This window comes from Streptomyces sp. NPDC060064 (assembly GCF_042736455.1).
Taxonomy (GTDB): domain Bacteria; phylum Actinomycetota; class Actinomycetes; order Streptomycetales; family Streptomycetaceae; genus Streptomyces.
Genome location: NZ_JBHWWF010000013.1, coordinates 17,298 through 43,197, shown reverse-complemented (window position 1 = coordinate 43,197; position 25,900 = coordinate 17,298). Strand labels below are relative to the sequence as shown.

Here is a 25,900-nt window from a genome sequence, read left to right as displayed (position 1 = left end):
GCCGCATGCTACTGGTTTTGGGGGCGCGACTGTTCGGGGAGGGGGCGGTCAAGGGTCATCTGTCCCCATTTATCCGATGAATGGTGTACGCCTCAGCTGTCCTGCTCTGTCGGTACGTGCAGCAGAGTCGGATGGCGCGGCAGCCGCAGCGAATCGGTGGCGAGCGCGGACGCGATGAGCAACGAGCCGGTGAGCGGATCGCCGGCCGCGGACAGCGGCCGTGCGTACGGCAGTTGTCCGGCAAGCTCCGCCCTCAGCGGTACGAGAAGAGGAGCACCCATCCTGAACAGCCCACCGGTGAGGGCGACTTCGCATCCCCCGGGCACATCGGTGGCCGACGGGCAGACGGCTGCGGCCGACTCGGCGATATGCCGGGCGGCCGCCGCGAGGATGTCCGCCGACACCTCGTCGCCGTCCGCAGCGCACCGGCCGACCTCCGGCGCGAAGGAGGCGAGCACCGCGGGACGGTCGGAGCGCGGGTACAGCGAAACCGGCAGCTCCTGCGCCGGACCGAACACCGACTCCATCCTGGCCAGCAGGGCTGCGGAACCGCCACGCCGTCCGTCGTGGGCGCGCAGCGCGGCCTCCAGCCCGGCCCGGCCGATCCATGCGCCGCCGCCGCAGTCGCCCAGCAGATGACCCCAGCCGTCGGCCCGGTGCCAGTCGGACAGGTCGGTGCCCAGCGCGATCAGGCCCGTGCCCGCCGCGACGACCGCCCCGGGCCGCTGGCCGAGCGCACCGGCGTAGGCCGTGACCGCGTCGGCCGCGAGCGCCAGGCGCCGTACACCCAGTGACTCGGCCAGTGCGGCCGGGAGTTCGGCGCGCAGCCGGTCACCGAGCGTCGCCATCCCGGCGGCGCCGATCGCGACCGCGGACACGGTGCAGCCCCCCGCACGGTCGAGCAGGGTGCGTGCCATCGGCAGCAGCTGCTCCAGCAGATGCTCCACGTCGATGCCCGCGGCACCGGTGCGCACCGGCTCACGCGACACCTCGGTCTCGGCCTTCCCCGGGTTCCCGGCTTCGGCCAGCGCGACACGCAGCCCGGAACCCCCGGAGTCGACTCCGAGTACCCGGCTCACGCTCACGGAAGCTGCCAGTCCACCGGCTGCGCCCCCTGGCGTTGAAGGAGCTCGTTGGTCCGGCTGAACGGACGCGAGCCGAAGAAGCCGCGGTCCGCGGACATCGGGGAGGGATGCGAGGACTCGATCGCCGGAAGATCGCCGAGCAGCGGGCGCAGATTGCGGGCGTCACGCCCCCACAGCACGGACACCAGGGGCTTGCCGCGTGCGGCAAGGGCCCGGATGGCCTGCTCGGTCACTTCCTCCCAGCCCTTGCCGCGGTGTGCGGCGGGCTTGCGGGGCGCGGTGGTGAGCGCCCGGTTCAGCAGCAGTACCCCCTGCCGGGTCCACGGTGTGAGATCCCCGTTGGAGGGACGGGGGTGCCCCAGGTCCGCGTGCATTTCCCGGAAGATGTTGTCCAGGCTGCCGGGCACCGGCTGCACCTCGGGTGCCACCGAGAAGCTCAGGCCCACGGCATGCCCGGGCGTGGGGTACGGATCCTGACCCACGATCAGGACACGCACCTCGTCGAAGGGCTGCTGGAAGGCGCGCAGCACATTCGGTCCGGCCGGCAAGTAGGTGCGCCCCGCGGCGATCTCCGCGCGCAGGAAGTCGCCCATCGCGGCGACGCGTTCAGCCACTGGAGCGAGCGCATCGGCCCACCCGGGCTCGATGATTTCTTTCAACGGTCGTGCTACCACGGGGCGTCACTCTACTGGTGCGGCGGCGGTGCGTTTCACCCCATGGCCGCCGCCCGCACACAGAGCACATCCGGCAGATGGGAGGCGAGCAGCTGCCAGCTGTCGCCGTCGTCCGCGCTCGCGTACACCTCGCCGTTGCGATTGCCGAAGTAGACACCCGCCGGATCCGCGTCGTCCGTGCACAGCGCGTCCCGCAGCACCGTCCCGAAGTGATCCCCTTCGGGCAGCCCGGCCGACAGCGCCTCCCAGCTGCCGCCCGCGTCGTTCGTACGGTAGACGCGGCAGCGACGCCCGGCAGGCACCCGGTCCGCGTCCGCCGTGATCGGGAAGACATAGGCCGTGTCGGGACGGTGCGGATGCGCGGCGACCGCGAAACCGAAGTCGGACGGCAGACCCGCGCCGATGTCCGTCCACTTGGCACCCGCGTCGTCGCTGCGGTACACGCCCCAGTGATTCTGCAGATACAGGCGGTCCAGATCGCCGGCGTCCTGCGCGATCTTGTGGACGCACTGCCCGAACTCCGGATTGGGGTCGGGCAGGAAGACCGCCGACACTCCCTGGTTGGACGGCGCCCAGCTGCCACCGCCGTCCTTGGAGCGGAACACCCCGGCCGTCGACACGGCGACCGTCACGGCCTCCGGGTCACGGCGGTCGGTGACCACTGTGTGCACCGCCTCACCGCCGCCGCCCGGCACCCACTGCGAGCGGGTCGGGTGCTCCCACAGGGGCCGTACGAGCTCGAAGGTCTCGCCGGCGTCGTCCGAGCGGAACAGCGCGGCGGGCTCCGTCCCCGCGTACACCACGTCAGGCGTGGCGGGACCGGCCGGATGCAGCTGCCAGACCCGTTCCAGGGACGCTCCGGTGTCCTTGGGGAACTTCACCGCCGGCTTCGTCGGCTCGATCCATGTCTTGCCGAGGTCGTCGGAGTGGAACACCGAAGGACCCCAGTGCGCGCTGTCGCCGCCGACCAGCAGCCGGTGCACGGATCGTCGCGTATCGATCCCGATCGAGTACACGGCCTGCGCATTGAAGTGCGGGCCGTCGAACTCCCACGTTCCACCGCGTCTGCGGCCGATGAAGAGCCCTTTTCGAGTGCCTACAGTCAGAAGTACATCGGTCATGGCCGATACCTCCAGGACGCCGTTGTCTCGGATAGGGGCCAGTCTGCACCCGCCCACTGACAGTGGCCCGTGGGCGGCTCTCGCGCAGGTCGGCCCGGAGGGAAAGCTCGGGACGGCTCGGTCGACGACAGAACCGACTCACGTCCTCAGTGCAGACCGGCCGGGGCCCCGGAACTCATCGGTGCTGCCGGGGCGAATCTGCCGGAGCCGTGCAGTCCGCGCAGAGCGGCGGCGCAGGCGAGGCCGAGCGCGAGGAGTGCCGGCCAGGGCAACGCGGACAGACCCGCCTTCGGCGAGGCATTGAGCGCGGCGCCCGTCAGCCGGTTCCCGGCAACCGAACGAGCCGATTACCGAGACCGCAGTCCGAGAGCTCTACGAGGAGACCGGCATCACCGTGAAGCCCGAGTCCCTCAAGGTCGCCCACATCATCCACGGCGCCTGGGGGGGTCGAAGCCCCCAATGGGCGGCCGCCGGCTCTCGGGTGCACACGTCAGACGGACCGGTGGTACTGCTCGGGGACGCGGATGTCGCCGCCGAGCTCCCGGGCGGCGTGCCTGGCCCAGGACGGGTTGCGCAGCAGCTCGCGGCCGAGCAGGACCGCGTCCGCCTCGCCGTTCGCCAGGATTTTCTCGGCCTGCTCGGCCTCGGTGATCATGCCCACGGCGGCGACCGGGAGACCGGCCTCCCTCTTGACCCGCGCGGCGAACGGCACCTGGTAACCGGGGCCGGTCGGGATGCGGACCCGCGCGGCGTTGCCGCCGGTCGAGACGTCGAGCAGATCGACGCCGTGCTCTTTCAGCCGCGAGGCGAAGCGCACCGTGTCGTCTGCCGTCCAGCCGGCCTCCTCCAGCCAGTCGGTGGCGGAGATACGGAAGAACAGCGGCAGCTCCTCGGGCCATACGGCGCGCACCGCGTCGACGACCTCGAGCGCGAAGCGGACTCGGTTCTCGAAGGAGCCGCCGTACTCGTCGTCACGGTGATTGCTGTGCGGGGAGAGGAACTCGCCGATCAGATAGCCGTGTGCGCCATGGATCTCGGCGATCTCGAACCCGGCGTCCAGGGCGCGGCGGGCCGCGTCAGCGAACTGCCCGGAGATCTCGCGTATCTGATCAATACTCAGCTCGTCGGGGACGGGGTGCCCCTCGTCGAACGGGAGCGGACTGGGTCCGAGTGGCTGCCAGCCGTGCTCATCGGCCCCCACTGGCGCGCCGCCCTTCCAGGGGCGGTCCGTCGACGCCTTGCGGCCGGCGTGCGCCAACTGGATTCCGGGAACGGTGCCCTGGCTCTTGAGGAAGGAGGTGATCCGGCGGAACGCGTGGACCTGGGTCTCGTTCCAGATGCCGAGGTCGGCGGGGCTGATCCGGCCCTCGGGGCTGACGGCGGTCGCCTCGGTCAGGATCAGTCCCGTGCCACCGGTGGCGCGGGCGGCGTAGTGGGCAAAGTGCCAGTCGTTCGCCACGCCGGTGTTCGGCCCGAACACCTCGGCCGAGTACTGGCACATCGGCGCCATCCAGGCGCGGTTGGGGATGGTCAGCGATCGCAGGGTGTAGGGCTGGAACAGCGCGCTCACGGCGGACTCCATTCGGGGCGGGACCGGTGTACGACTCGTACGATACCCATCGTAGTACGGAGGGTGTCAAACTACGAGAGGTGTCGTACAAGGTGCGGTCCCGTCGCGCACGGGGCGCTACTCGCGGATCTCCTGGGTGCAGCACTTCGCTCCACCGCCCGCCTTGCGGAACTCCGAGAGGTCCACCGGGACGGGGACGTAGCCGCGCGCCGCGATGCTCTCCATCAGGCCCGTCGCGTCCTGGGCGATCACCACATTGCGTCCGTCGGAGAGGGAGTTGAGCCCAAAGGCGAGTGCGTCCTCCCGCGTGGAGATGACCGCGTGCGGGAAGAGAGCCTTGAGTACCTTCTGACTTCCCTCCGAGAAAGCCGCCGGATAGTAGGCGATATTCTCGGCGTCAAGCGCGAACAGTGCTGTGTCCAGGTGATAGAAATGCGGGTCGACAAGGTGAAGACTCACCGTCGGCGTGCCGAAGAATTCCTGTACCTCGTGATGGGACGCAGGCAGGGTGCGGAATCCGGTGCCGGCGAGGATGTATCCGCCGACCGGGGTGAAGTCGCCTTCTCCTTCGCAGGTGTGGGACGGGACACGCGTCTCGAATCCGGCGTTTTCGAACCATTTCCGGTAGTGGGCGGCCTCCGGCTGCCGCTCGGGTGCGTGGAACTGCGCGCCGAACACCTTGCCGTCGAGTACGAGTGCCGAATTGGCCGCGAACACCATGTCGGGGAGGTCGGCGACCGGTTCCACCGTCTCCACGGTGTGGCCCAGTTCGCGGTACAGGGATGTCAGCGCGTTCCACTGCTTTCGGGCCATTCCGACATCGACCGGCTCCTCCGATGTCATCCATGGGTTGATGGCGTACCGGACGTCGAAGTATTCCGGCGGGCAGACAAGATATCGGCGCTTCGTCGCTGTACGGATGGGCGGCATCCTCGATTTCCTTTCGCCGTGTTGCGGGGGCACCGACCAGGCTATTGATTTGTGACGGACAGTGACAAGATGAATGAGTTGCGTGCATCCGCAACTATGTTGCGCGTACGAGGCTTTGAGCCACCACTTGTTAAGCGGTATCGGGTGCGAGGCGTCCCGATCCGGCCTCCGGGCTGCCCGGCAGGAGGTGGTTGAGCACGATGAAGCTGTTCGTGGCCTTCACGAAGGACTCCGAGCGGATCCGCTCCAGGATGTCTTCGAAGTGCGCGACATCGAGTGCTCTGATGTGCAGGATCGCGTCGGCGCGCCCGGTGACGGTCACGGCCGACTGGATCTCGGGATGGTTGCGAACGACCTCCGCCAGCCTCCTCGGCGGGGCGGCGTCGTCGCAGAACACCTCCACATACGCCTCGGTGTGCCAGCCCAGCGCTGAGGGCTTCACCACCGTGGTGAAGCCCGTGATCACCTCTTGCTCCCGCAGCCGGTCCACGCGGCGCTTCACGGCGGGCGCCGACAGGCCGATCGACACGCCGATCTCCCTCAGGCTCGCCCGCGCATCCGCCATCAGCGCCGCGATGATCTTGCGGTCGAGTTCGTCCAGCTCAGCTCCGCGCCGGGACATGGAGTCATCTCCTCCTTCGGGGTGCACCGCGCGTCGTGCCACGGCAGAGCGCACAGTAACCCGTGGGTGCAGCTCAGGGCGCGAGAGTGGCTCGACGCGGCGTCGGGCGGCGTCCTGCGCCCGACTCGTACGAGATTCATCGTATTACGATGAGTATCAAACTACGAGAGTTCTCGTACAATGGAGTTCCCTCGATGAAGTGGAGCCGCCGTGACCACCGCGACAAGCCCCCGCGTGCTCGCCCACCCCACGCGCGAGGAGATCCGCCTGGAGAACGTGCTCCACGCGCTCTCCGACCCGATGCGGATGCGCGTGGTACGTGACCTTGCGACGGCAGAGGTGAGCCTGTCGTGTTCGCACTTCGATCTGCCCGTCACCAAGTCCACGACCACCCACCACTTCCGCGTGCTGCGCGAGGGCGGCGTGATCCAGCAGACCTACCAGGGCACCTCAAAGATGAACGAGCTGCGCCGCGACGATCTGGACGCGCTCTTCCCCGGACTGCTCGACTGCATCCTCGGCGCGGCGGCACACCAGGCGGACCGTCTCGGCGACGGCGACAAGTAGGCCGTGTCCGGAGCGGGTTGACATCGAGCGCACTCCAAGGGATGAACTCCCCGCCACGGCAAGGGCAGCGGCCCTGGTCGCGGATCTCTGGGGGTAGGCATGACTGACACTTCCGACTCTCCTGTCACTCTGATCACGGGGGGTGGCAGCGGTATGGAGCGGCAACAGCCCGGCAGCTGCTGGACCAAGGGCACCGGGTGACCGGGCGGGACCCCGCACACAGCCTTCTGCGGCAGGCTTCAGACGTGCGTGGCGCCACCCGCCGCACTCAACAGACCTGGCCAGTCGGCGATTTTCACGGACCGCCGGCCGAGCGTCAGTCCCAGTGCCGACTCCGCCGCCTCGATCGCCATCCAGCCCGGCCATGGGACCGGCTGGTGCCCCGACTCCCGCAGTGCGGCCAGCGGGTCGGCGGCGACGGGGCGCAGCGTGAGCATCGCGGCGTCGTCGAGCAGTGACGCCACCGTCTCCTTGGCGCACGGCCGGTTGGTGCCGATCACTCCGGTCGGACCGCGTTTGATCCACCCGGCCACATACTCCCCGGGCGACGGCACACCGTCCCGCAGTACCCGTCCGCCGGTGTGCGGCACCGTGCCGTGCTCGGCGTCGAACGGCAGACCCGCCGGCGGCACTCCGCGGTAGCCGACCGCCCGCAGCACCAGTTGCGCCTCGATCTCCTCGTACCTGCCGGTGCCCCGAACGCCTCCGTCGCCGTCCGGAACGGTGCGCTCGAACCGTACGCCCGCCACCCGCCCGCCGTGCTCCAGCAGCTCCACCGGACGCAGGAAGAACCGCAGATGGATCCGGCGGTCCTGCCCTTGCGGCGGCTGCCCGGCCCAGCCGCGTACGACGTCGAGATTGCGGCGGTTGACCGCCGGCAGGGCGGTGGGTGCGCTGCCCGATGGATCGGCGTACGCCGGGTCGAGCGCGAGGTCCTCGGGCTCGACCACCACTTCCGCAGCGGGCAGCGAGCCGAGCTCGCGCAGCTCCTTGGTGGTGAACTTCGCCTGCGAGGGGCCGCGCCTGCCCACCATGTGCACCTCGCGCACCCGGCTGACCGCGAGCGCGCCGAGCGCCGCCTGGGGCACATCGGTGGCGCGGAGCTCCTCCGCGCCCCGGGCGAGGATACGGGCGACGTCGACGGCCACATTGCCGACGCCGATCACCACGGCCGAACGGGCACCGAGCACAAAGCCGTTGCCCGACGCATCGGGATGTGCGCTGTACCAGGAGACGAATTCGGTGGCCGAGTGGCTGCCGGGCAGATCCTCGCCCGGCACGCCGAGCCGGCGGTCCTTGGCGGCGCCGACGCAGTACACGACAGCGTGGTAGAGCTCCAGCAGCCGCTCGGGGTCCAGTCCGTGCGTGCCCACCTCCACATTGCCGATGAAGTCGATCCGCTCGTGTTCGAGCACAGTGCGCAGATTCTTCTGGAGGGACTTGATCTTCTCGTGGTCGGGCGCGACCCCGTAGCGCACGAGTCCGTACGGGCAGGGGAGCCGGTCCAGGACGTGCACACGCACATCCGGCACCCGACTCTGCTGGACAAGGGACTGCGCGGCGTAGACCCCACTGGGTCCCGATCCGACGACGGCGACGCGAAGCACAGCTGCGCTCCTTCCCGCAGGGGGATTCCAGCATCGCACCGGTGGGCGGAGATGGGGGAGATGCGCTAACGGGGTGTGTTGTGGCGCCGTGGCGCGCGTGCCGCCACAAAGAGTGATGATTTGCCTGGTTGCGTGCTAATTGTGCAAGAAACTACGTTTCTTAACGTTAGTGATCGGTGCGAACCGATTGAGGCGTTGCCGTACCCGCCGGTGTGGGAGCTGCAGGGGCGCGGCACGGTCACCTGTGGCACGGACTCGCTCCACGAGGCGTGCGAGGTCGCCCCGCCCTGGTTCAATGTCCGGCTGACCTTTGCCGACGGTGCCCGGCTCGATGTTCTCGCCGTCGTCACCGACGGGCGGATCGCCATCGAAGAATGGCGGGCCGACCCGCCCCTGCCGCTGGAGGGCTTCGCGGTGCTCGCCGACCGGCTCAGGGATCCACTCGAGGACGCCTGTCGGGTGGCCATGGAGCAACCCGGGGCGGAGGAGGCGGCTCCGGTCGCGCCCGGCGACACCGGGCGGGCTGACGCGCCATCGCCCGACCGCCGTCGGGCCCGCTCCGCCGTGCCGCGCGGCAGCGCCCTCCGACGGATCGCGGCCGACGTCTACCGCGCCGCGCAGCAGGACGGGCGCGACCCCGTGCTCGCGGTGATGGGCGCCACCGGGCGAAGCCGCCGTAGGTCGCTCCGGCTCATCGCGGGCGCCCGGGACGAGGGGTATCTCGCGCCGCGCCACAACCGCCGCAGGGCCGACCCGGCGCCCATGCCCGACCCGGTGCGTGTGTCCGACCCGCAGGGGGTGTCCGACCCGGAGGACGGGCCCGACGCGGTGGACGGGCCCAACGCGGTGGACGGTCCCGACGGGGTCGAGGTGCCCCTCACATCGAACGCATCCGGTTGATCTCGCTCGTCTGCTGCGCGATCACATCGTTCGCCATCTCCTCGACGAGGACGTTGTTCCCGCCCGAGAGGACATCGGTGGCCATCGTGATCGCACCCTGATGGTGGGTGATCATCAGCGTCAGGAAGAGTTCGTCGAACGCCTTGCCCTTCGCCGCGCGCAGCTGGGCCAGTTGGGCCGGGGTGGCCATTCCGGGCATTGCGCCCGGACCGTGGTCATGACCGCCCTTCCCCTTCGCCCCGGGGTTGCTTTTGAGCCACCCCTGCATCGCGGCCAGTTCCGGCTTCTGTGCGGCGGCTATGCGCTCCGCCAGCCGCTTGACCTGCGTCGATCCAGCGCGATCCGGTGCCATTGCGGTCATCTGCAGTGCCTGGCCGTGGTGCGTGATCATCATCTGTGCGTAGGAGAAGTCCGCCGCGTTGGGAGTGTCGTCCGGGGCGGCCTTCGCGGCCTCCTCCGCCGAGAGTGTCCTGGCCGGCTCGCCCGGCTTCCCGGGTGCCACCACGGACGGCCCCGCTGCCCCCTTGGCCTTGGCGGGAGCGTCGGAGTCCGACTCGCAGGCGCCCAGGGCGAGTACGGCGGCAGTGACCGCTGCCGCGACGACGGACCTGCGGACACGCGCGGTACTGCGGCGGTTCAACACGGTGACCTCCTGAGGCACTTGGGGTGTTTGGGGACCGTCCTAGCACGCTTCCGCACGCCGTTGATCAAGAACTTTCATTACGTCTCTGTTGCCATCTATTGAGATGTACATGGAAAGGAAGATACTGCCGAGGGTCCGTGAACCGTTCAACTGCGAACGGATACAAGGGAGGACGCAGTGACCCTGTTGCACACCACCCGAGTGCGGTGCAGACGTCTGGGCGTGGCGGCAGCCGCGGCCGGGCTGCTTGCCACGCTGCTGGCGGCCGGACCCGCGGTCGCCACACCAGACCCCGGGGACGCACCCGCCCAGGAGAAGGTCTCCTCGGAGCAGGCCGCCGAAGCCAGATCGGCCATCGCAAGCGGCGAGATACCCCCTGTCGACGCAGTCGTCCACAGCGACAATGTCGAGCACCTCACCAACATCCCCAAGGACGCCCTCAAGGGCACCAATTCAGACCTGGCCTTCCAGGGCAAGTACGCCTTCGCGGGCAACTACGACGGCTTCCGGATCTTCGACATCAGCAACCCCAGGGCCCCGAAGACCGTCGCGCAGGTCCTGTGTCCCGGATCGCAGAACGACGTCTCGGTCTCCGGTGACCTGCTCTTCCTCTCCACCGACTCCTCGCGCAACGACAACTCCTGCAACAGCGTTTCGCAGCCCGCGACGGAGAAGTCGTCCTGGGAGGGCATGAAGATCTTCGACATCAGCGACAAGGCCAACCCCAAGTACGTCGCCGCCGTCGAGACCGCGTGCGGATCGCACACGCACACCATCGTGCCGGAGCGTCGCAACGTCTACATCTACGTCTCCTCGTACTCGCCGAGCGCGACCTTCCCGGACTGCCAGCCGCCGCACGACGGGATCTCCGTCATCAAGGTGCCGCGCAAGGCTCCCGAGAAGTCGGCGATCGTGAACTTCCCGGTGCTCTTCCCGGGCGAGGGCCCCGACGGCGGCGGCAACCCCGGCTCGCCCACCAACCCGGGCGTCTCCAAGACCACCGGCTGCCACGACATCACGGTGCTGCCGTCCAAGGACCTGGCCGCCGGCGCCTGCATGGGTGACGGCATCCTGTTCGACATCGAGGACCCGGAGCACCCGAAGGTCATCGACCGCGTCCAGGACAACGTGAACTTCGCGTTCTGGCACTCGGCGACCTTCAACCAGCGGGCCAACAAGGTCGTCTTCACCGACGAGCTCGGTGGCGGCGGCGCGGCCACCTGCAACGCCCAGATCGGGCCGAACCGCGGCGCCGACGGCATCTACGACATCGTCGGCAGGGGCGACCATCGCAAGCTGGTCTTCCGCAGCTACTACAAGATCGGCCGCTACCAGGCGGACACCGAGAACTGCGTGGCCCACAACGGCTCACTCATCCCGGTCAAGGGCCGCGACATCATGGTCCAGGCCTGGTACCAGGGCGGGGTCTCGGTCTGGGACTTCACCAACTCCTCGAAGCCCAAGGAGATCGCCTACTTCGAGCGCGGCCCGCTCAGCGCGGACACGATATCGACCGGCGGTGCCTGGTCGGCGTACTACTACAACGGCTACATCTACGCCAATGACATCGCCAAGGGCTTCGATGTGCTGAAGCTCGACGACCGGCGGACGGACCCGGCGAAGCGGGTGCGGATGCACGAGCTCAATGTGCAGACGCAGCCCGACTACTTCGACGACTTCGACCACTGATCCCGGGTCTCCTGACGCGTTCCGCCGGGCGGCCTGCCGCCCGGCGGAACGCCGAGTTCCCAGTCCAGCCCGTACCGCTGGAACAGCTCCGCGCGCAGCCGTGCCCGCGGCATCGGCGCGCCGGGCAGCAGCACCGCGAAGACCGCGCCCATCAGCAGGGCACGCAGCAGCGGGTAGTCGGCGTCGACATCGGGTGATCCGTACCTCTCCATCGTGTCCCGCAGCAGGAACGCGAGGCGTTGCTGCTCCGGGCCCTGCACAAAACCATCGGCCTGCAGTACCCCCGACATATGGGTCCGCATCAGAAGGGGATGGTCGACCGCCAGCCCCAGAATCGCGTCGATCGCCCGTGCCAGCCGCTCCCGCCCGTCATCGGTGCGCGGCTCGCGCTCGAGCGCAGCCTCGAGCGTCAGGTGCATCAAGCGGTGCACGGCCGCCTGCAGGAGCTGACGCTTTCCGGGGAAGTAGTACGAGACCAGTCCGCGAGCCGAGCCCGCCCGGTCGGCGATGTCGGCCAGCTTGGTCGCCTCGTATCCGCGCTCGCCGACGAGCTCCACCGTCGCCTGCAGAAGCCGCTCCCGGGAACGCCGACGAAGCTCTTCATTGACCGATGCGCTCCGCGGGGACATGCTTGACTCCTGCGTTGACTGGCTCCGAGCCAATATACTCAGGGCGTCCCACTGCGAGGCCTCAGGGCCTGGTCAGCAGGGTGCTGCCCGAACCGGGCGACGCGGGGGATCGTCCGGTTCGGGTGGTTTTGTCATGCTTTCAGTGTGCCTCCGTCGCTGTGAAGCTCAGTCGAGGGCTCAGCCGATGAGCCCGATCACCGGCCGTAGTCCCGTCGGCCGTTCCGCCACCGGAAGGTGGTCCACGAAGTGGACCGCGCAGCCCAGGTCCGCGGCCCCGCCGTCCGCTGCCGGGTCGTCGCCCACCATCAGTACATCGCGCGGGTCCTGGCCCAGCGCCTCGCAGGCGGTGCGGAACAGGCGCACATCGGGCTTCTGCACCCCGTGCTCGTACGACAGGACGTAGGCGTCCACCCAGACGTCCAGGCCGTGGGCGCGGAAGACCGGTCGCAGGTCCCAGCCGATATTGCTGACCACCGCGACGCCCATGCCCCGCTCCCGCAGCGCGCGCAGCACCTCGGCGGCGTCCGGATACGGGCGCCAGGCCGCGGGCTTCATATGGCGGTCGTAGAGCGCGTCGTACAGGCCCGCGTCCGGCAGCTCCACCTGCCGGGCGAGACCGGTGTACGCGGCCCGGTGCCGCTCCGTGCTTTCGTCGCGGGTCGCCCACAACTTGGTGAGATGCGGCGGCAGCCGTTCTGGGAAGGACCCGCCGGGGAGTGCTCCGGCCGCCTCCAACTCATCCGCGTACCGGGAGAGTTCGGCCTCGGGGACCGTACTGCCCCGCTCCTGGAGGACCGCGCTCAGCCAGTCCCGCGCGGACTCGATACGGAAGAGCGTTCCGGAGAAGTCGAAGAGCACACCTTTGATCGCCATGACCGCGATCCTTTCCGCCTCAGCGCTTCCGGGACAAGACCACACGCTCGTACGCGGCGGCCGAGAGGGCTACCAGAGAGGCCCCCAACAGCCAGCCGCCCAGCACGTCCGAGGGCCAGTGCACGCCGAGATAGAGCCGTGTCAGGCCCACTCCGGCGACCGATACGACCGCGGCCGCGACGCTCCAGTGCCACAGCGGTCCGTCCACGCCGTGCCGCCTGAGCAGCCACAGCAGCAGACCGCAGGTGACCATGGCCGTCATCGCATGACCGGAGGGGAAGGCCGCGTAGTGGGCCGAGTCGACCGGATCCGGCCACTGTGGCCGCTCCCGTCCGACGGCGTACTTCAGACCCTGCTGTACGAACGTGCCCACCGCGCTCGTTACCGCGACCCACAGTGCCGACAGCCGCTCTCCCCGCCACCACAGCCACGCGGCGGCCGCGGCGATCAGGGCGCGCATCGCCCACGGGTCCCACACCCAGTCGGTGAGCACCCGGTTCACCCTGGTGAGCCCCGGCTCGGTCACCGCCCAGTGGTGCAGCCTGTCGGCGACGGTGCGGTCGAAGGAGACGAGAGGCGCCCAGGAGACCGCGACCAGAACCACCAGCACCACGGACACGACGGCGAGCACTGCACCCGTACGGGCCGGTACGGCGACCGGGTCGTGTGCCGGGGGAGTCGAGGGCGCCGGGCGACGGGAGTACATGGGGGTGATCCTCGCGGCTGACCGGCCCTTCGGGCTAACCCAGCGCGCGGAGGGCCGGCACGAATGCCACCAGCAGCGGAACCAGCGGCACCAGTGCGGCGGCCGCGGTCAGCCGCAGTTTGCGGCCGGCGGTGAGCCGCGCCGCCGGCGTCAGCAGCCGGTTGACGCGGTGCGGCAGCTGGGCGTCCGGCGTGGGGCAGGGCCCGAACACTCCGCGGTCCTCGTTGAGTTCGACCAGGGCCAGCGCGATGGTGAGACGGCCGAAGCGCTTCGACGCGACATCGTCGGCAGCCAGTTCGACCAGCCGGTGCATCTCGTCGCGGAACGCCGCGAACACCGGGATCTGCGGAAAGCCGTTGGCCAGCGCAGCCGAACAGTGCAGCAGCCAGTCGTGCCGCGCCTGCGCGTGCCCCTGCTCGTGCGCCAGTACGGCGTCGAGCTGACGGCCCTTCAGTCGGCGCAACGCCGCTGTGGTGATGACCAGTTGGGGCGCGGTGCCGGGCAGCCACCAGGCGTCGGGCCGTTCGCCCTCCAGGACGACCAGGGGTTCACTGCCCGGCTCCTCGCCCGGCAGCAGCGGGGAGCGCACAAGAAGTTCCATGCGCCGCCGCTTGCGCCGCACCTGGGTCCGGTGGATCTCCCGGGTGAGCATCGCGCCCGTCCAGAGGCCACCGCAGGCGAGGGCCACGGCGAGCAGGGCGGACCACGGTTCGTTCGCGCCGAGGGCGTACGCCTCGACCACACCGTGCGGTGCGCCCGCGAAGACTTGACCCCGTACGAACTGCCAGGCCGCGGCCGCGCTGAACGTCATGGAGAGCGCGAAGCACAGCAGCACGGCCGCCACCACGCACTGCCACACCCACAGCGCCACCACGGGCTCGCGCTCCGGCCAGTCGGCACGCGACACAAGTCGCGGGGCCACGACGGCGGCCAGTGCGCCGAGCAGCAGCAGCACGAGGGAGACCAACATGGGCGACAGCCTATGAGCGAGCGGCTACTTGCGGGTATGGCCGCGCAAGCCAAGTGATGTACGACACGGTTTCGGCGCCCGCGGTTCGGCGGACCGCGCCGCCGGTTCAGAGGGCGAGCAGCATCGCCAGCATGGCGATACCCATGGTGAGCCTGCAGGCGAGCGCCAGCTCGGGGCGGGCACCCCAGGTGAGGGTCGCCGTCGCCGCGCCGCCCGCAGGGGACGGCACGGGCATCAGCCGGACGCCCGAGCGCAGTACGTACACGGTGTAGTACACGAGCAGCGCGCCGGTCAGCAACGGCACACCGGCGGAGGAATGACCGGTGTGCCCGCCGCCCGGCGCCATCGCCACCGCCATGTAGACCATCGCGAGCGACCCGACGCGATGGTGCAGATGGTGCGTGCCGCGCCGGGCCGGCCACAGGGCGTGCAGCGCGGCCGCGCCGAAGACCGCGGCGTACACCGTCCAGGCCCACTCCGGCACCGTGAGCACGGCGGCGGACACGGCCATCGCGGCCATCCCGAAGCCCATCAGGGCCTCGCCGCCGGCCGCCTTGCGTGCCTCCCCGGAGCAACTGCGCATCCGCGCAAGGCAGTACGCGCCGGTCGCCCCGCACAGCGCGACGAGCAACCAGTCGGACATCGCGGGTCCGTGCACCGCGCACCTCCCCCTTCGACGGTGTCGAGTGGTCGATGCCCGGCCATGCGTGACCTACGCGAGCGCACGGGGGTACGCGGGGAGCACACCCGGAAAGCGCGCCCGCCCCTCCGGCGCCCCTACACGCCTCTACTGCCGGCCGCGGTGCTCACGGGCGGTACCGCGCTCACGGGCGGTACCGCAGCGGATGGTCGGCCGGCACCTCGACCAGCGCGATGCGGTGGCCGTCCGGGTCGGCGATCCACATCTCGATCAGCCCCCACGGCTCGCGCCGCGGCGGCCGCAGCACCTCGACACCGCGCCCCGACAGCTCTTCGTACGCCGCCGTGACGTCCGCGACCTGGAGCCACAGCTGTACGGAGGGCGAAGAAGGCGCCGCCGCCGCACGCCCCGAGACCTCCAGATAGCCGCCGCCCAGGAAGTACACCGTGCCCCGCTCGGGGCCGGTGCCGAACTCCCGGTAGACCGGCAGGGCCAGCGTCTCGCCGTAGAAGCGGCGCGACCGCTCGGGATCGGCCGGGCGAAGCAGGATCCGGCTGCTCAGCACATGCACCATGCCCCGGACCCTAGGCCGAACGGCCGGGTTAGTCTCGTCGGACACCTGCACGCAGCGGAAGGGAACAGCCGGCCCATGGACATCGCACCACCCCGGGACTCGGGCGAGCTCACCTACCGTGACGCGGTCGAGGCCGATGTGCCGGTACTCGTTCGACTGATCGAGTCCGCCTACCGCGGCGACTCGAGCCGGAGCGGCTGGACCACCGAGGCGGACATCCTGGACGGGCCGCGGACCGACCCGGAATCCGTGCGCGAGATAGTCACCGCTCCTGGCGGCACCCTCCTCGCTGTGGAGCGCGACGGCGAGCTGATCGCCTGCTGCCAGCTCGAACACCGCGGTGAGGCCGCGTACTTCGGCATGTTCGCGGTCCGTCCCGGGCTTCAGGGCGCGGGCCTCGGCCGCCAGATCATCGCCGAGGCGGAGCGCATCGCCCGCGAGCGCTGGAGTGTGCGCGAGATGCAGATGACCGTGATCTCGGTCCGGCACGAGCTGATCGACTGGTACGTGCGCCGGGGCTACCGCCGTACGGGAAAGCTGAGCCCTTTCCCGTACGGCGACGAGCACGTCGGCGTCCCGCAGCGCGACGATCTCGCGTTCGAGCTGCTGGTGAAGGACCTGTCCTAGGGCAGCCCTGGGGGGACCGGCGCAGGAACGCTAGGCCGTGAACCGGCCGGTGCGCCGGATCTCGGGGAAGTCGGTGGTCGCGCCGTCCAGCTCGAGGGCGCGCACCAGCCGCAGATGGTCCTGGGTGTTCACCACCCAGCCGATCACCTGAAGCCCTTCGCCGTGGGCGTGCTCGACGGTCTCCAGGGTCAGCCTGCGGATGTTCAGCGCGAGGGAGGCGGCGCCCACCGCCTTCGCGCGGTCCACGACGTCGGCGCCCCAGCGGCTGGCGATGAGCACGGTCCGTACGCCCGGCACCAGGGTGGCGATCTCGGCGATCGCGTCGTCGTGGAAGGACGACACCTCGACGCGTTGGACGAGATCGCGGCGGCGCATCACCTCGGCGAGTGCCCGGGCCGCGGCCACGTCCTTGATCTCCGCCTGGAGCGGTGCCCGTACGGCGTCGAGCACCTCCTCGAAGACCGGTACCCGTTCGCCGTCGCCCGCGTCGAGCTCCCGCAGCTCGGCGAGGGTCTTGTCGGCGATCGGGCCGTTTCCGCCGGTCGTACGGTCCACGTCGGCGTCGTGCATGACGACGAGGGCGCCGTCCTTGCTGAGATGCAGATCCAGTTCGATGGCGTCCATACCGGCCTGCTCGGCACGGATGAAGGAGCGCAGGGTGTTCTCCGGCTCGACGCCCATGACCCCGCGATGACCGATGGTGAGGAAAGTCAAGATTCTCTCGCTTCCGTCGACGGCGGCTCCCGCGCGCGACGCATCCCGGCACCGGCGCGGCAAGTTCGCAGCCTAACGGGCGGCCTGCGCGATGGAACCGGTCTCGCGCGGCGGAGTGGAGGGGCCGCTCCGGGCTCAACGATCCCCAGGACGAAACCGGTGATGAGGGCTGCGACAAGGACGGCTCGGGTGCTCACGCGGTACGGCTCCGGGGGCGAGGCGGGTCGGGCGGAGGCGTCCGTCCTGCCGGCAGCCGGCTGTGTGCCGCGAGCCGCTTCACCCGCGCGTGGGCGCGTCTGTCCGTGGCTTGACTCGGTACTGCGCGCGACCAGCCGGCCGGGGCGCGGCAGGCTCCGAGGCGATTGATAGAAGCCATCGCATCAATCCTGGGTAGACCGCAAAACTTTCGGTGACCATGGGGTCGGGCAGGATAATTTCCCAAGTCTCCACTTGTACGGGGGAACCTCGCACGGATACGGTGTCTTGACGCGAGGTTCTCCCGTAGAGGAAGTGACATGACGGAAATTCTTGTGCAGGACATTGCCGCAGGGGGCATATCCTCCGCTGCCCGGGTGATCGAGCACGCGGCCTGGCCGACGCTCAAGAGTGCCGTCGAGCAGATCCGGCCCTGGCAGTCCAAGGACGGCTCGATCGATTTCGACGCCGAGGGCGCCCCGACCCGTGTTGTCGTCGAGGCCGCGCTCGACCGGGTGATCGACGCCGTGGAGGAGCTCTCGCCGCTCCTCCCGCACGACGCCGCGTACCACCGTGCGCTCGTCGCCGATCTGCACAAGTGGGCCGACAGCGCCTTCGACGTCCCCGACTTCCTGGACTCGCTGCTCGCCTTCCAGCCCGCCGCGGGCCGCATGGACGGACTGCAGCACCTGGTCGTGTTCCCGATGTACACGCAGAACGGCAACCCGGACCGCAATCTCGAAGCGGTCGTGCTGCGCATGGTCTGGCCCGACTGGCTCTCCGAGCTGGAGCGCACCCGCTACGACAACCCCCTCTTCTGCGGCATCACCTTCGAGGACTTCACCGCCGGATACGACACCAACTCCGCGGTGCTCTTCCCGGAGACCATCGCCGTGCGTGAAGCTCCCGAGCGCTTCACCTGGGGCGGCATCTTCTGCGACCGCGAGGCCGCGCGCTTCCGCCGCGTCACCGACGAGGCCGTACGCGTCCTCGGCCTCGAACTCCCCGAGGACATCCAGGAGATGGTCGGCGACCAGGCCCGCTGCGAGCAGGCCTTCGTGCTCTGGGACATGGTCCACGACCGCACCCACAGCCATGGCGACCTGCCCTTCGACCCCTTCATGATCAAGCAGCGCCAGCCGTTCTGGATGTACGGCCTGGAGGAGCTGCGCTGCGACCTCACCGCCTTCAAGGAGGCCGTGAAGCTCGAGGCCGAGGGCAACGCGCACGGCCGCGATGTGCAGTACGCCGTGCTCTTCGACCGGATGTTCCGCTTCCCGGTCAGCGGTGACCGCGTGCGCAACTACGACGGGCTCGGCGGCCAGCTGCTCTTCTCGTACCTCCACAAGCACGATGTGGTGCGCTGGACCGACAACACTCTGAAGATCGACTGGGACCGGGCCCCGCAGGTCACCAATGATCTCTGTGCCGAGATCGAGAAGCTCTACCGCGACGGTATCGACCGGCCCAAGCTGGTCCACTGGTTCGCCGCGTACGACCTGGTCTCGACCTATCTCGCACCGCACCCCGGTTCCCGCTGGGCCAAGGGCCCCGATGCCCTCGATCTGTCACAGCCGCCCCGTAAACTTGTCGACGACGTGCTCCCGGACGAGTTTCCGCTCAGCATGTTCTATGAGGCGCTGTCGAAGAAGCTGAAGGCCGTGATCGCCTCCACCAAGGGGATCACCGCCGCGAGCGCCGAGCGGGTGGCCGCGTGAACGCTCGCACGGAGGAGGCGACGACCATGATGGAAAACGGCAGAGGTTCGCTGGAAGGCGCTGTGGTCGCGGTGGCCGGAGCGGCAGGCCCGGCCGGCCGGGCCTGCCTGCTGCGCCTGGCCGAGGCCGGTGCGACAGTCGTCGCCTCCGACGCTGACCCCGGGCGTCTCGCCGAGGCGGTCGATGCCGCCCGGTACGCGCACGGCGGTGCGACGGTCACCGGGGACACCGTCGACCTCCTCGACCTGAACGCCACGCGGGAGTGGGCGGACAGGACCGAGAAGGAGTTCGGCCGGATCGACGGACTGGTCCATCTCGTCGGCGGCTGGCGCGGCAGCGCCTCCTTCGCCGAGACCAACCTCGCCGACTGGGAGCTTCTCGAGAAGCTGCTGATCCGTACCGTCCAGCACACCTCGCTCGCCTTCCACGACGGCTTGCTGCGCAGCGACCGCGGCCGCTACGTGCTGATCAGCGCGGCCGGCGCCAGCCAGCCGACCGCGGGCAATGCCGCGTACGCCGCCTCCAAGGCCGCGGCCGAGGCCTGGACACTCGCGCTCGCCGACGCCTTCCGCAAGGCAGGGGGCGAGGAGGGGCCGAAGACCGCGGCTGCCATCCTGGTGGTCAAGGCACTCGTGCACGACGCCATGCGTGCCGAGCGCCCGAATGCCAAATTCGCGGGCTTCACGGACGTGACGGAACTGGCCGAAGCCATCGCCGGAGTCTGGGACCGGCCCGCCCGGGAAGCGAATGGACAGCGCCTGTGGCTGACCCCCAAGCCGTGACACCGACGAAGACCGACGCTCGGCGCCACCATGATCCGTCCGTAAGAGGCTTTGCGAGCGACAACTACGCGGGCGCTCACCCCGAGGTCCTCGCGGCGCTCTCGCTCGCCAACGGCGGTCACCAGATCGCCTACGGCGAGGACGAGTACACCGAGCACCTCCAGCGGGTCATGCACAGTCACTTCGGCCCGACGGCGGAAGCCTTTCCGGTCTTCAACGGCACCGGCGCCAATGTGACGGCTCTTCAGGCGCTCACCGACCGCTGGGGCGCGGTGATCTGCGCCGAGTCCGCGCACATCAACGTCGACGAGGGCGGCGCGCCGGAGCGGATGGGCGGGCTGAAGCTGCTGACCGTACCGACTCCGGACGGCAAGCTGACGCCCGAGCTCATCGACCGCCAGGCGTTCGGCTGGGACGACGAGCACCGGGCGATGCCGCAGGTCGTCGCGATCACTCAGAACACCGAGCTGGGCACGGTCTACACGCCCGACGAGATCCGCGCCATCTGCGAGCACTCGCACGAGCGCGGGATGAAGGTCTATCTCGACGGGGCCCGGATAGCCAACGCCGCCGCGTCGCTGAACGTCCCGATGCGGACGTTCACCAACGCCGTCGGCGTCGATGTCATCTCCTTCGGTGGCACCAAGAACGGCATGCTCTTCGGCGAGGCCGTCGTCGTCCTCAATCCGGACGCCGTCAGCCATATGAAGCACCTGCGCAAGCTGTCGATGCAGCTCGCCTCCAAGATGCGCTTCGTTTCGGTGCAGTTGGAGGCGCTCCTGACGCGCGATCTGTGGCTGCGCAACGCCAGGCACGCCAACAGCATGGCCCAGCGGCTGGCGCAGGGCGTGGGTGGGGTCGACGGGGTGGAGATCCTCCACCCCGTACAGGCCAACGCGGTCTTCGCGCGTCTGCCGCACGATGTGAGCGCGCGTCTGCAGAAGCGTTTCCGCTTCTACTTCTGGGACGAGGCGGCGGGAGACGTCCGCTGGATGTGCTCCTTCGACACCACCGAAGAGGACGTCGACGCCTTCGTACAGGCGCTGAAGGAAGAGATGGCGAAGTAGACATCGCTGTATAAATATGTGGCCGACCGGAAAATGATTGACTTCCGGTCGGCCGCTTCCTTAGGGTCGGCGGACATGGAGCTGATCCAGCGGAACCCTGAACTGTCTGCGTATCTCGCCGCTGACGAGGTCATCGACCATGAACATCCGCTGGTGCGGCAGACGGCCGCTCGTCTCCGTAGTGATGGTGTCGATGCATACGCATACGCCAAGGCGGCCTTTGAATTCGTCCGCGACACCATCCCGCACTCCAGTGACACGGGGGACGTGCGGGTCCCCTGGCGTGCTTCCGACGTCCTCGCGCAGCGCACCGGCATCTGCTGCGCCAAGTCCCACGCGCTTGTCGCCCTGCTGCGCGCCGGATCCATCCCTGCCGCCTTCTGTTACCAGCGACTCAATGTCGTCCATGGGCTGGCGGCGCTGAAGCTTCCCGGTGGCAGCAGGGAGTGGGCGCGGCTGGATCCGCGCGGCAACAAGTCCGGAATCAACGCACAGTTCTCGCTCGCGAAGGAGCGCCTCGCTTACGAGGTGCGGCCGGAGTCCAATGAGATGGACTATCCAGTGCTCTATGATGTACCTCATCCAGCCGTGCTCGACGCTCTCCGGGCGGCGCCCGACCTGGAGACCCTCTGGACCCTGTACCCGGCCGAACTGTGAGGCACGACGAATCATGACGCTCACGCTCACCGTCTCCGACGAGGTCCTGGACCTCACGCCCGGCTTCATCCATCTGGCCGTCGAGGCCCGCGGGCTGGTCAACGGAGAGAGCAATGCCGACAGTTCGGCCCTGCTGGACGATGCCGCGCGGAGGCTCGCCGAGCGCCTGGACGGGCGCGCCCCGCACGAGGACCCGCACATGGTGGCCTGGCGCGCGGCGTACTCCGCCTTCGGTGCGAAGCCGTCCCGTACGCGCAATTCCGCCGAGGCGCTGGCCAAGCGGGCGCTCGCCGACGGCGGGCTGCCGCGCATCAACCGGCTGGTCGATCTCTACAACGCGATCAGCGTGGCCCATCTGATACCGGTCGGCGGTGAGGACACCGACCACATCCAGGGCGGGATGCGGCTCGTACGGGCCACGGGCGAGGAGCCGTTCGTCACCGTCGCCGGGGGCGAGGAGACGGTCGAGCATCCGGACGCCGGCGAGGTCGTCTGGTGCGACGACGAAGGCGTCACCTGCCGGCGCTGGAACTGGCGCCAGGGCGTACGCACCCGGCTCACCGAGGAGTCGGTGAACGCGCTCTTCCTGCTGGAGGGCATGGCCCCCATGACGAACGGCGAGCTCGAGGCCGCAGCCGCCGAACTCGCCGAGTCACTGGAGAAGCTGAGCCCCGGAGCGCGGATCACCGTCCGCCCGCCCCGATAACGGCTCGTGCGGTCTCAGCCCGCCTCGCGGACCTCGGCCGGAGTCGGCGCCGTACCCCCGAGGTGGGCGGGCACCCACCAGGTGTCGCTCGCGTCCTTGGGGCGTACGGGATAGGCGCGCTGGGCCGCTTCCAGGAGCTCCTGGCAACGCTCGCGCAGCCGCCGGGTGATCGCGCCCGCGTACTGGTCGGCGGGGGCCTCGACCGGCTCGCCGACGCGGATGGTGACGGGGATGTGGCTGCGCCTGAAGTTGCGCGGCCGGCCCTTGGTCCAGATCCGCTGGGTGCCCCACAGGGCCATCGGGATCAGCGGCACGCCGGCTTCCTGAGCCAGCCGGGCCGCACCCGACTTGAAGCTCTTGAGCGTGAACGACTGCGAGATCGTCGCCTCCGGGAAGACCCCGATGATCTCGCCCGAGCGCAGCGACTCGAGCGCGTGCGCGTACGCCGTCTCACCCTGCTTGCGGTCCACCGGGATGTGCTTCATTCCGCGCATCAGCGGGCCGGAGATCTTGTGCCGGAAGACGGATTCCTTCGCCATGAAGCGCACCAGGCGCTTCTGGGGGAGCGCCGCGAGTCCGGTGAAGATGAAGTCCAGGTAGCTGATGTGGTTGCTGACGAGCACAGCGCCGCCCGAGCGCGGGATGTTCTCCGAACCCTGAGTGTCGATCTTCAGGTCCCACGCCTTGAACAGGGTTCGAGCGGCGCCGACGACCGGCCGATAGACGAGCTCTGCCATCTGGAGAGGGCCCTTCTGTTGTGCCCGGGGAGGGTTCTCCCAGCGGAAGTTACGCAGCCGTAGGTTTTCGGCATTGGGCAGATCGTGCCCCATACGCAGCCTACTGACCAGTCCTGGCGGCTCGGGCGGGCGAGATTCTTGTCACGTGCTTACTTGTCCCATCATGACCGTGCCGTGGTGGCGCGGCGGAAGAGCAGGTACAGCTCGCATCCCAAGCAGTACCCGAATACGGCGTTGAGGAACGCCGCGGCCAGAGCGCATCCGGTGGCGGTGAGGGCGAGCCACGACGGACCCCAGAAATAACCGACCAGGCCGAGCAGGGCGAAGGCCAGGCCTACGGCCTGCGCGAAGCGCGGCGGAGCCGGCGACTCGAACTCGGCCGGCGGCCCGATGCGCGGTCGTACCGCGGTGCGGAACAGCCATCCGTACGGAGAACGCGGCACGCCGAACACCGCTCCCGCGGCGAAGCAGAGAGCCTGCCAGGCGAGCAGGATGCCGCTGCCCGTGACGAGAACCGCGGCGAGTATGAGCGTGGTGACGGCGGCCCCGAAGCGCGGGCCCCTGACGTCGATGTCCATGCCCGACAGCATCGCGCAGAAGATCCGCCGTGCGGGGCCGGGAATCTTTGCGGTCCTGTGAACGCTGCACGGTTGGATGACAGGACTCGTGGTGTGTGCGGTGGTGCTCGCGGCGGCGAGCGTCTTTGGGCTCTGGCAGCGGCGGAGCGGTGGGAGGCTGAAGGTGCGCGTGCGGGACGCGGAGAGACGGCTCGGTGCGGCCGAGTTGGGCGTGGAGCTGGGCCGGCGGGCGACACTCGTCCAGTTCTCGAGCGCGTTCTGCCAGCCCTGCCGGGCGACGCGGCGCACCCTCGCCGAAGTCTCGGACATGATTGACGGCGTGTCGCATGTGGAGATCGACGCGGAGGAGCGGCTCGCTCTGGTCCGTGACCTCAACATCCTCAAGACACCCACCGTGCTGGTGCTCGACGCGAGCGGCCGCATCGTCACCAGGGCCTCCGGCCAGCCCCGCAAGGCGGATGTGATCGCCGCGCTCGGACAGGCGGTGTGAGGCCCCGTGACTCGTGTCGCAGATCCTGGAACACGCTTGACTGCACCCGCCATCCATCGTCACGCTGACGCTGTGCCTCAAGAACTCCTTCTCTACGGGCGGCCCCATGTGGACCTCGTCCGAAACGCGAGTGCGCGCTGTCCGGCTGTCTGAGCAGCCACGGCCGCCCCGTTCGCATCCCCTGCAGAAGGACAACTCCATGACGGCTTCGCCCGATCTCGGCACCGCTCAGCTGGCCTCTCCCGAACTGCTCCGCTCCGTCTTCCGGCAGCACGCCGCGGGCGTCGCGGTGATCACCGCCCAGGGCGACCACCCCGTCGGATTCACCGCCACCTCCCTCAACTCCGTGGCCGCCGACCCTCCGTTGATCTCGTTCGGCGTGGGTACGTCCTCGTCCAGCTGGCCGGTCATCGCCAGGGCCGAGCACATCGGCGTACACATACTCGGCGAGCACCAGCAGGAGCTGGCCGCGACTTTTGCGCGCAGCGGCGCCGACCGTTTCGGGCAGCCCACCCGATGGAGTACCGGTCCGGAGGGTGTCCCGGTCCTCGACGGCGTACTGGCCTGGCTGGTGTGCCGTGTCGTCGGCCGCGTCCAGGCCGGGGACCATCGCATCGTGATCGCCGAGGCCGTCGTCGGCGACCCTGCGGGGGCCGGCCGTCCGCTGCTCTACCACCAGGGACGCTTCAACACTCTGCGGGACTGAGAGTTCCCGGAGCCTGCCGGTTACGGAGCGTTGGCAAGGTCACAGTTCTAAGCGCTTGCATATGTGGAAAGAGCTGGGTGTACTGACGAGTAATATTTCGTTCGGAGCGCGGGCCGCCCCGACCGGGATCCGCCCAGTAAGGCGCCTATGCTGCCAACAGAAGGCAGCTCAGTAGAGACGATGCAGTAGGAGAGCCGGCGTGAGCTTGAGGATCGTTGTCTGTGTGAAGTACGTGCCCGACGCCACCGGCGACCGGCACTTCGCCGATGACCTGACCGTGGACCGCGAAGACGTCGACGGCCTGCTGTCGGAGCTCGACGAGTACGCGGTCGAGCAGGCGCTGCAGATCGCCGACGAGGCGGACGACGCGGAGATCACCGTGCTGACCGTCGGCCCCGAGGACGCCAAGGACGCGCTGCGCAAGGCGCTCTCCATGGGCGCCGACAAGGCCGTCCACGTCGAGGACGACGATCTGCACGGCACCGACGTCATGGGCACCTCGCTGGTGCTCGCCAAGGCCATCGAGAAGACCGGCTACGACCTGGTCATCGCCGGTATGGCCTCGACGGACGGCACCATGGGCGTGCTCCCGGCGATCCTCGCCGAGCGCCTGGGCGTTCCGCAGGTCACGCTGCTCTCCGAGGTCTCGGTCGAGGACGGCGTCGTCAAGGGCCGCCGTGACGGCGACACCGCGAGCGAGCAGCTCGAGGCGTCCCTGCCGGCCGTCGTCTCCGTGACGGACCAGTCGGGCGAGGCCCGCTACCCGTCCTTCAAGGGCATCATGGCGGCCAAGAAGAAGCCGGTGGAGTCCCTGGACCTGGAGGACCTCGAGATCGACGCCGACGAGGTCGGCCTCGAGGGCGCCTGGACCGCGGTCGACTCGGCCGCCGAGCGTCCGGCCCGTACCGCCGGCACGATCGTCAAGGACGAGGGCGAGGGCGGCAAGCAGCTGGCCGAGTTCCTTGCGAGCCAGAAGTTCATCTAGGGAGCTGCGGCGGGGGGGGGGGGGTACAAAAGGCCCCCCCCCCCAGGAGGCACACAGGCGAGTGACCGAACAGACACACACCCAAAAAATCTTGAGACAACAACCCCCCAATAGGCAACAACAGGAGAAAAACACAAA

At 69.3% G+C, this 25,900-nt stretch carries 30 protein-coding genes and 1 pseudogene; 14 read left to right on the top strand and 17 right to left on the bottom strand.

Translation table 11 applies throughout. From position 1 onward, the window contains the following. Window positions 1-92: 92 nt before the first annotated feature. Genes ACFWDI_RS17245 through ACFWDI_RS17235 form a run of 3 tightly spaced genes read right to left on the bottom strand, consistent with a single transcriptional unit; the run spans window position 93 to window position 2,880 of the window. Window positions 93-1,085 carry an N-acetylglucosamine kinase gene (locus ACFWDI_RS17245; protein WP_385304806.1) on the bottom strand — a complete coding sequence of 331 codons (993 nt, stop codon included), beginning with the start codon at window positions 1,083-1,085 and terminating at the stop codon, window positions 93-95. Further along, complete coding sequence (locus ACFWDI_RS17240; RefSeq protein ID WP_385304804.1) at window positions 1,082-1,759, bottom strand: uracil-DNA glycosylase; 678 nt, start codon at window positions 1,757-1,759, stop codon at window positions 1,082-1,084. The genes ACFWDI_RS17245 and ACFWDI_RS17240 overlap by 4 nt, the downstream gene beginning before the upstream one ends. Before the next feature lie 35 nt (window positions 1,760-1,794). Further along, window positions 1,795-2,880 (bottom strand): WD40/YVTN/BNR-like repeat-containing protein, encoded by a 1,086-nt coding sequence (locus ACFWDI_RS17235; RefSeq protein WP_385304802.1) that lies wholly within the window; start codon window positions 2,878-2,880, stop codon window positions 1,795-1,797. Between the two features lie 322 nt (window positions 2,881-3,202). Here ACFWDI_RS17235 and ACFWDI_RS17230 point away from each other — a divergent pair. Beyond that, window positions 3,203-3,344: pseudogene (locus ACFWDI_RS17230) on the top strand (NUDIX domain-containing protein); the annotation flags it as partial. Between the two features lie 26 nt (window positions 3,345-3,370). On the opposite strand, the gene ACFWDI_RS17225 reads toward ACFWDI_RS17230, so the two are convergent. The 3 genes from ACFWDI_RS17225 to ACFWDI_RS17215 form a co-directional block, all read right to left on the bottom strand. Further along, window positions 3,371-4,450, bottom strand: coding sequence for an NADH:flavin oxidoreductase/NADH oxidase (locus tag ACFWDI_RS17225; protein WP_385304801.1), 1,080 nt, complete (start codon window positions 4,448-4,450; stop codon window positions 3,371-3,373). Between the two features lie 117 nt (window positions 4,451-4,567). After that, window positions 4,568-5,380, bottom strand: coding sequence for a dimethylargininase (gene ddaH / locus ACFWDI_RS17220; protein WP_385304798.1), 813 nt, complete (start codon window positions 5,378-5,380; stop codon window positions 4,568-4,570). Between the two features lie 130 nt (window positions 5,381-5,510). Beyond that, window positions 5,511-6,002 (bottom strand): Lrp/AsnC family transcriptional regulator, encoded by a 492-nt coding sequence (locus ACFWDI_RS17215; RefSeq protein ID WP_327321921.1) that lies wholly within the window; start codon window positions 6,000-6,002, stop codon window positions 5,511-5,513. A gap of 210 nt (window positions 6,003-6,212) precedes the next feature. On the opposite strand from ACFWDI_RS17215, the gene ACFWDI_RS17210 reads away from it, so the two are divergent. Next, window positions 6,213-6,569, top strand: coding sequence for an ArsR/SmtB family transcription factor (locus ACFWDI_RS17210; RefSeq protein WP_385304796.1), 357 nt, complete (start codon window positions 6,213-6,215; stop codon window positions 6,567-6,569). Window positions 6,570-6,808: 239 nt separating this feature from the next. Here the strand turns inward: ACFWDI_RS17210 and ACFWDI_RS17205 are convergent, their stop codons facing one another. Continuing rightward, complete coding sequence (locus ACFWDI_RS17205; RefSeq protein ID WP_385304795.1) at window positions 6,809-8,176, bottom strand: FAD-dependent oxidoreductase; 1,368 nt, start codon at window positions 8,174-8,176, stop codon at window positions 6,809-6,811. Window positions 8,177-8,371: 195 nt separating this feature from the next. Between ACFWDI_RS17205 and ACFWDI_RS17200 the strand changes: the two genes are divergently transcribed. Beyond that, window positions 8,372-9,076 carry a DUF6214 family protein gene (locus ACFWDI_RS17200; protein WP_385304793.1) on the top strand — a complete coding sequence of 235 codons (705 nt, stop codon included), beginning with the start codon at window positions 8,372-8,374 and terminating at the stop codon, window positions 9,074-9,076. Here the strand turns inward: ACFWDI_RS17200 and ACFWDI_RS17195 are convergent. Further along, entirely contained in the window at window positions 9,054-9,719 is a 666-nt protein-coding gene (locus ACFWDI_RS17195; RefSeq protein WP_385304791.1) for a DUF305 domain-containing protein, read from the bottom strand. The two genes, ACFWDI_RS17200 and ACFWDI_RS17195, sit on opposite strands and share 23 nt — an antisense overlap. A 177-nt stretch (window positions 9,720-9,896) precedes the next feature. Between ACFWDI_RS17195 and ACFWDI_RS17190 the strand changes: the two genes are divergently transcribed. After that, window positions 9,897-11,408, top strand: a complete 1,512-nt coding sequence (locus ACFWDI_RS17190; RefSeq protein ID WP_385304789.1) for an LVIVD repeat-containing protein — start codon at window positions 9,897-9,899, stop codon at window positions 11,406-11,408. Here the strand turns inward: ACFWDI_RS17190 and ACFWDI_RS17185 are convergent. The 6 genes from ACFWDI_RS17185 to ACFWDI_RS17160 form a co-directional block, all read right to left on the bottom strand. After that, entirely contained in the window at window positions 11,384-12,037 is a 654-nt protein-coding gene (locus tag ACFWDI_RS17185) for a TetR/AcrR family transcriptional regulator (protein WP_385304786.1), read from the bottom strand. The genes ACFWDI_RS17190 and ACFWDI_RS17185 overlap by 25 nt on opposite strands. A gap of 177 nt (window positions 12,038-12,214) precedes the next feature. Beyond that, window positions 12,215-12,910 (bottom strand): HAD family hydrolase, encoded by a 696-nt coding sequence (locus ACFWDI_RS17180; RefSeq protein ID WP_385304784.1) that lies wholly within the window; start codon window positions 12,908-12,910, stop codon window positions 12,215-12,217. Window positions 12,911-12,929: 19 nt separating this feature from the next. Continuing rightward, window positions 12,930-13,616 carry a phosphatase PAP2 family protein gene (locus ACFWDI_RS17175; RefSeq protein WP_385304781.1) on the bottom strand — a complete coding sequence of 229 codons (687 nt, stop codon included), beginning with the start codon at window positions 13,614-13,616 and terminating at the stop codon, window positions 12,930-12,932. A 34-nt stretch (window positions 13,617-13,650) separates the two neighbouring features. After that, entirely contained in the window at window positions 13,651-14,586 is a 936-nt protein-coding gene (locus ACFWDI_RS17170; protein ID WP_385304779.1) for a M56 family metallopeptidase, read from the bottom strand. Window positions 14,587-14,692: 106 nt separating this feature from the next. Further along, complete coding sequence (locus ACFWDI_RS17165) at window positions 14,693-15,244, bottom strand: DUF5134 domain-containing protein (RefSeq protein WP_385304776.1); 552 nt, start codon at window positions 15,242-15,244, stop codon at window positions 14,693-14,695. A gap of 166 nt (window positions 15,245-15,410) precedes the next feature. After that, entirely contained in the window at window positions 15,411-15,800 is a 390-nt protein-coding gene (locus ACFWDI_RS17160) for a VOC family protein (RefSeq protein ID WP_385304774.1), read from the bottom strand. 75 nt (window positions 15,801-15,875) lie between these two features. On the opposite strand from ACFWDI_RS17160, the gene ACFWDI_RS17155 reads away from it, so the two are divergent. Continuing rightward, window positions 15,876-16,427: a GNAT family N-acetyltransferase gene (locus ACFWDI_RS17155; RefSeq protein WP_385304772.1), complete on the top strand. Its 552-nt coding sequence runs from the start codon at window positions 15,876-15,878 to the stop codon at window positions 16,425-16,427. A 30-nt stretch (window positions 16,428-16,457) separates the two neighbouring features. Here the strand turns inward: ACFWDI_RS17155 and ACFWDI_RS17150 are convergent, their stop codons facing one another. After that, complete coding sequence (locus ACFWDI_RS17150) at window positions 16,458-17,141, bottom strand: glycerophosphodiester phosphodiesterase family protein (RefSeq protein WP_327321909.1); 684 nt, start codon at window positions 17,139-17,141, stop codon at window positions 16,458-16,460. A 515-nt stretch (window positions 17,142-17,656) separates the two neighbouring features. On the opposite strand from ACFWDI_RS17150, the gene ACFWDI_RS17145 reads away from it, so the two are divergent. The 5 genes from ACFWDI_RS17145 (at window position 17,657) to ACFWDI_RS17125 (ending at window position 22,266) form a co-directional block, all read left to right on the top strand. Then, window positions 17,657-19,054, top strand: coding sequence for a DUF6421 family protein (locus ACFWDI_RS17145; RefSeq protein WP_385304770.1), 1,398 nt, complete (start codon window positions 17,657-17,659; stop codon window positions 19,052-19,054). A gap of 29 nt (window positions 19,055-19,083) precedes the next feature. Then, window positions 19,084-19,836: an SDR family NAD(P)-dependent oxidoreductase gene (locus ACFWDI_RS17140; RefSeq protein WP_327328207.1), complete on the top strand. Its 753-nt coding sequence runs from the start codon at window positions 19,084-19,086 to the stop codon at window positions 19,834-19,836. Beyond that, window positions 19,815-20,903 carry a low specificity L-threonine aldolase gene (locus ACFWDI_RS17135; protein ID WP_327321906.1) on the top strand — a complete coding sequence of 363 codons (1,089 nt, stop codon included), beginning with the start codon at window positions 19,815-19,817 and terminating at the stop codon, window positions 20,901-20,903. The genes ACFWDI_RS17140 and ACFWDI_RS17135 overlap by 22 nt, the downstream gene beginning before the upstream one ends. A gap of 75 nt (window positions 20,904-20,978) precedes the next feature. Further along, window positions 20,979-21,560: a transglutaminase family protein gene (locus ACFWDI_RS17130; RefSeq protein ID WP_385304769.1), complete on the top strand. Its 582-nt coding sequence runs from the start codon at window positions 20,979-20,981 to the stop codon at window positions 21,558-21,560. A gap of 13 nt (window positions 21,561-21,573) precedes the next feature. Then, window positions 21,574-22,266, top strand: a complete 693-nt coding sequence (locus tag ACFWDI_RS17125; RefSeq protein WP_385304768.1) for a B3/4 domain-containing protein — start codon at window positions 21,574-21,576, stop codon at window positions 22,264-22,266. 14 nt (window positions 22,267-22,280) lie between these two features. On the opposite strand, the gene ACFWDI_RS17120 is transcribed toward ACFWDI_RS17125, so the two are convergent. Both ACFWDI_RS17120 and ACFWDI_RS17115 read right to left on the bottom strand, forming a co-directional pair. Beyond that, window positions 22,281-23,003 carry a lysophospholipid acyltransferase family protein gene (locus tag ACFWDI_RS17120; protein WP_385304767.1) on the bottom strand — a complete coding sequence of 241 codons (723 nt, stop codon included), beginning with the start codon at window positions 23,001-23,003 and terminating at the stop codon, window positions 22,281-22,283. Window positions 23,004-23,164: 161 nt separating this feature from the next. Then, window positions 23,165-23,581 carry a DUF4395 domain-containing protein gene (locus ACFWDI_RS17115; RefSeq protein ID WP_385304765.1) on the bottom strand — a complete coding sequence of 139 codons (417 nt, stop codon included), beginning with the start codon at window positions 23,579-23,581 and terminating at the stop codon, window positions 23,165-23,167. 76 nt (window positions 23,582-23,657) lie between these two features. On the opposite strand from ACFWDI_RS17115, the gene ACFWDI_RS17110 reads away from it, so the two are divergent. From ACFWDI_RS17110 to ACFWDI_RS17095, 4 genes are all read left to right on the top strand, one after another. Then, the gene (locus ACFWDI_RS17110; RefSeq protein ID WP_385304764.1) at window positions 23,658-24,071 is read left to right on the top strand and encodes a TlpA family protein disulfide reductase; all 414 of its coding nucleotides are present in this window, start codon (window positions 23,658-23,660) and stop codon (window positions 24,069-24,071) included. A 6-nt stretch (window positions 24,072-24,077) separates the two neighbouring features. Beyond that, window positions 24,078-24,224, top strand: coding sequence for a putative leader peptide (locus tag ACFWDI_RS17105; protein ID WP_385304761.1), 147 nt, complete (start codon window positions 24,078-24,080; stop codon window positions 24,222-24,224). A gap of 46 nt (window positions 24,225-24,270) precedes the next feature. Next, on the top strand, window positions 24,271-24,777 hold the full coding sequence (locus ACFWDI_RS17100) for a flavin reductase family protein (protein ID WP_385304759.1): 507 nt from the start codon (window positions 24,271-24,273) through the stop codon (window positions 24,775-24,777). 199 nt (window positions 24,778-24,976) lie between these two features. Next, a complete protein-coding gene (locus ACFWDI_RS17095) occupies window positions 24,977-25,762 on the top strand; it encodes an electron transfer flavoprotein subunit beta/FixA family protein (protein ID WP_385304758.1) in 786 nt (261 codons plus the stop codon). Window positions 25,763-25,900 lie beyond the last annotated feature (138 nt).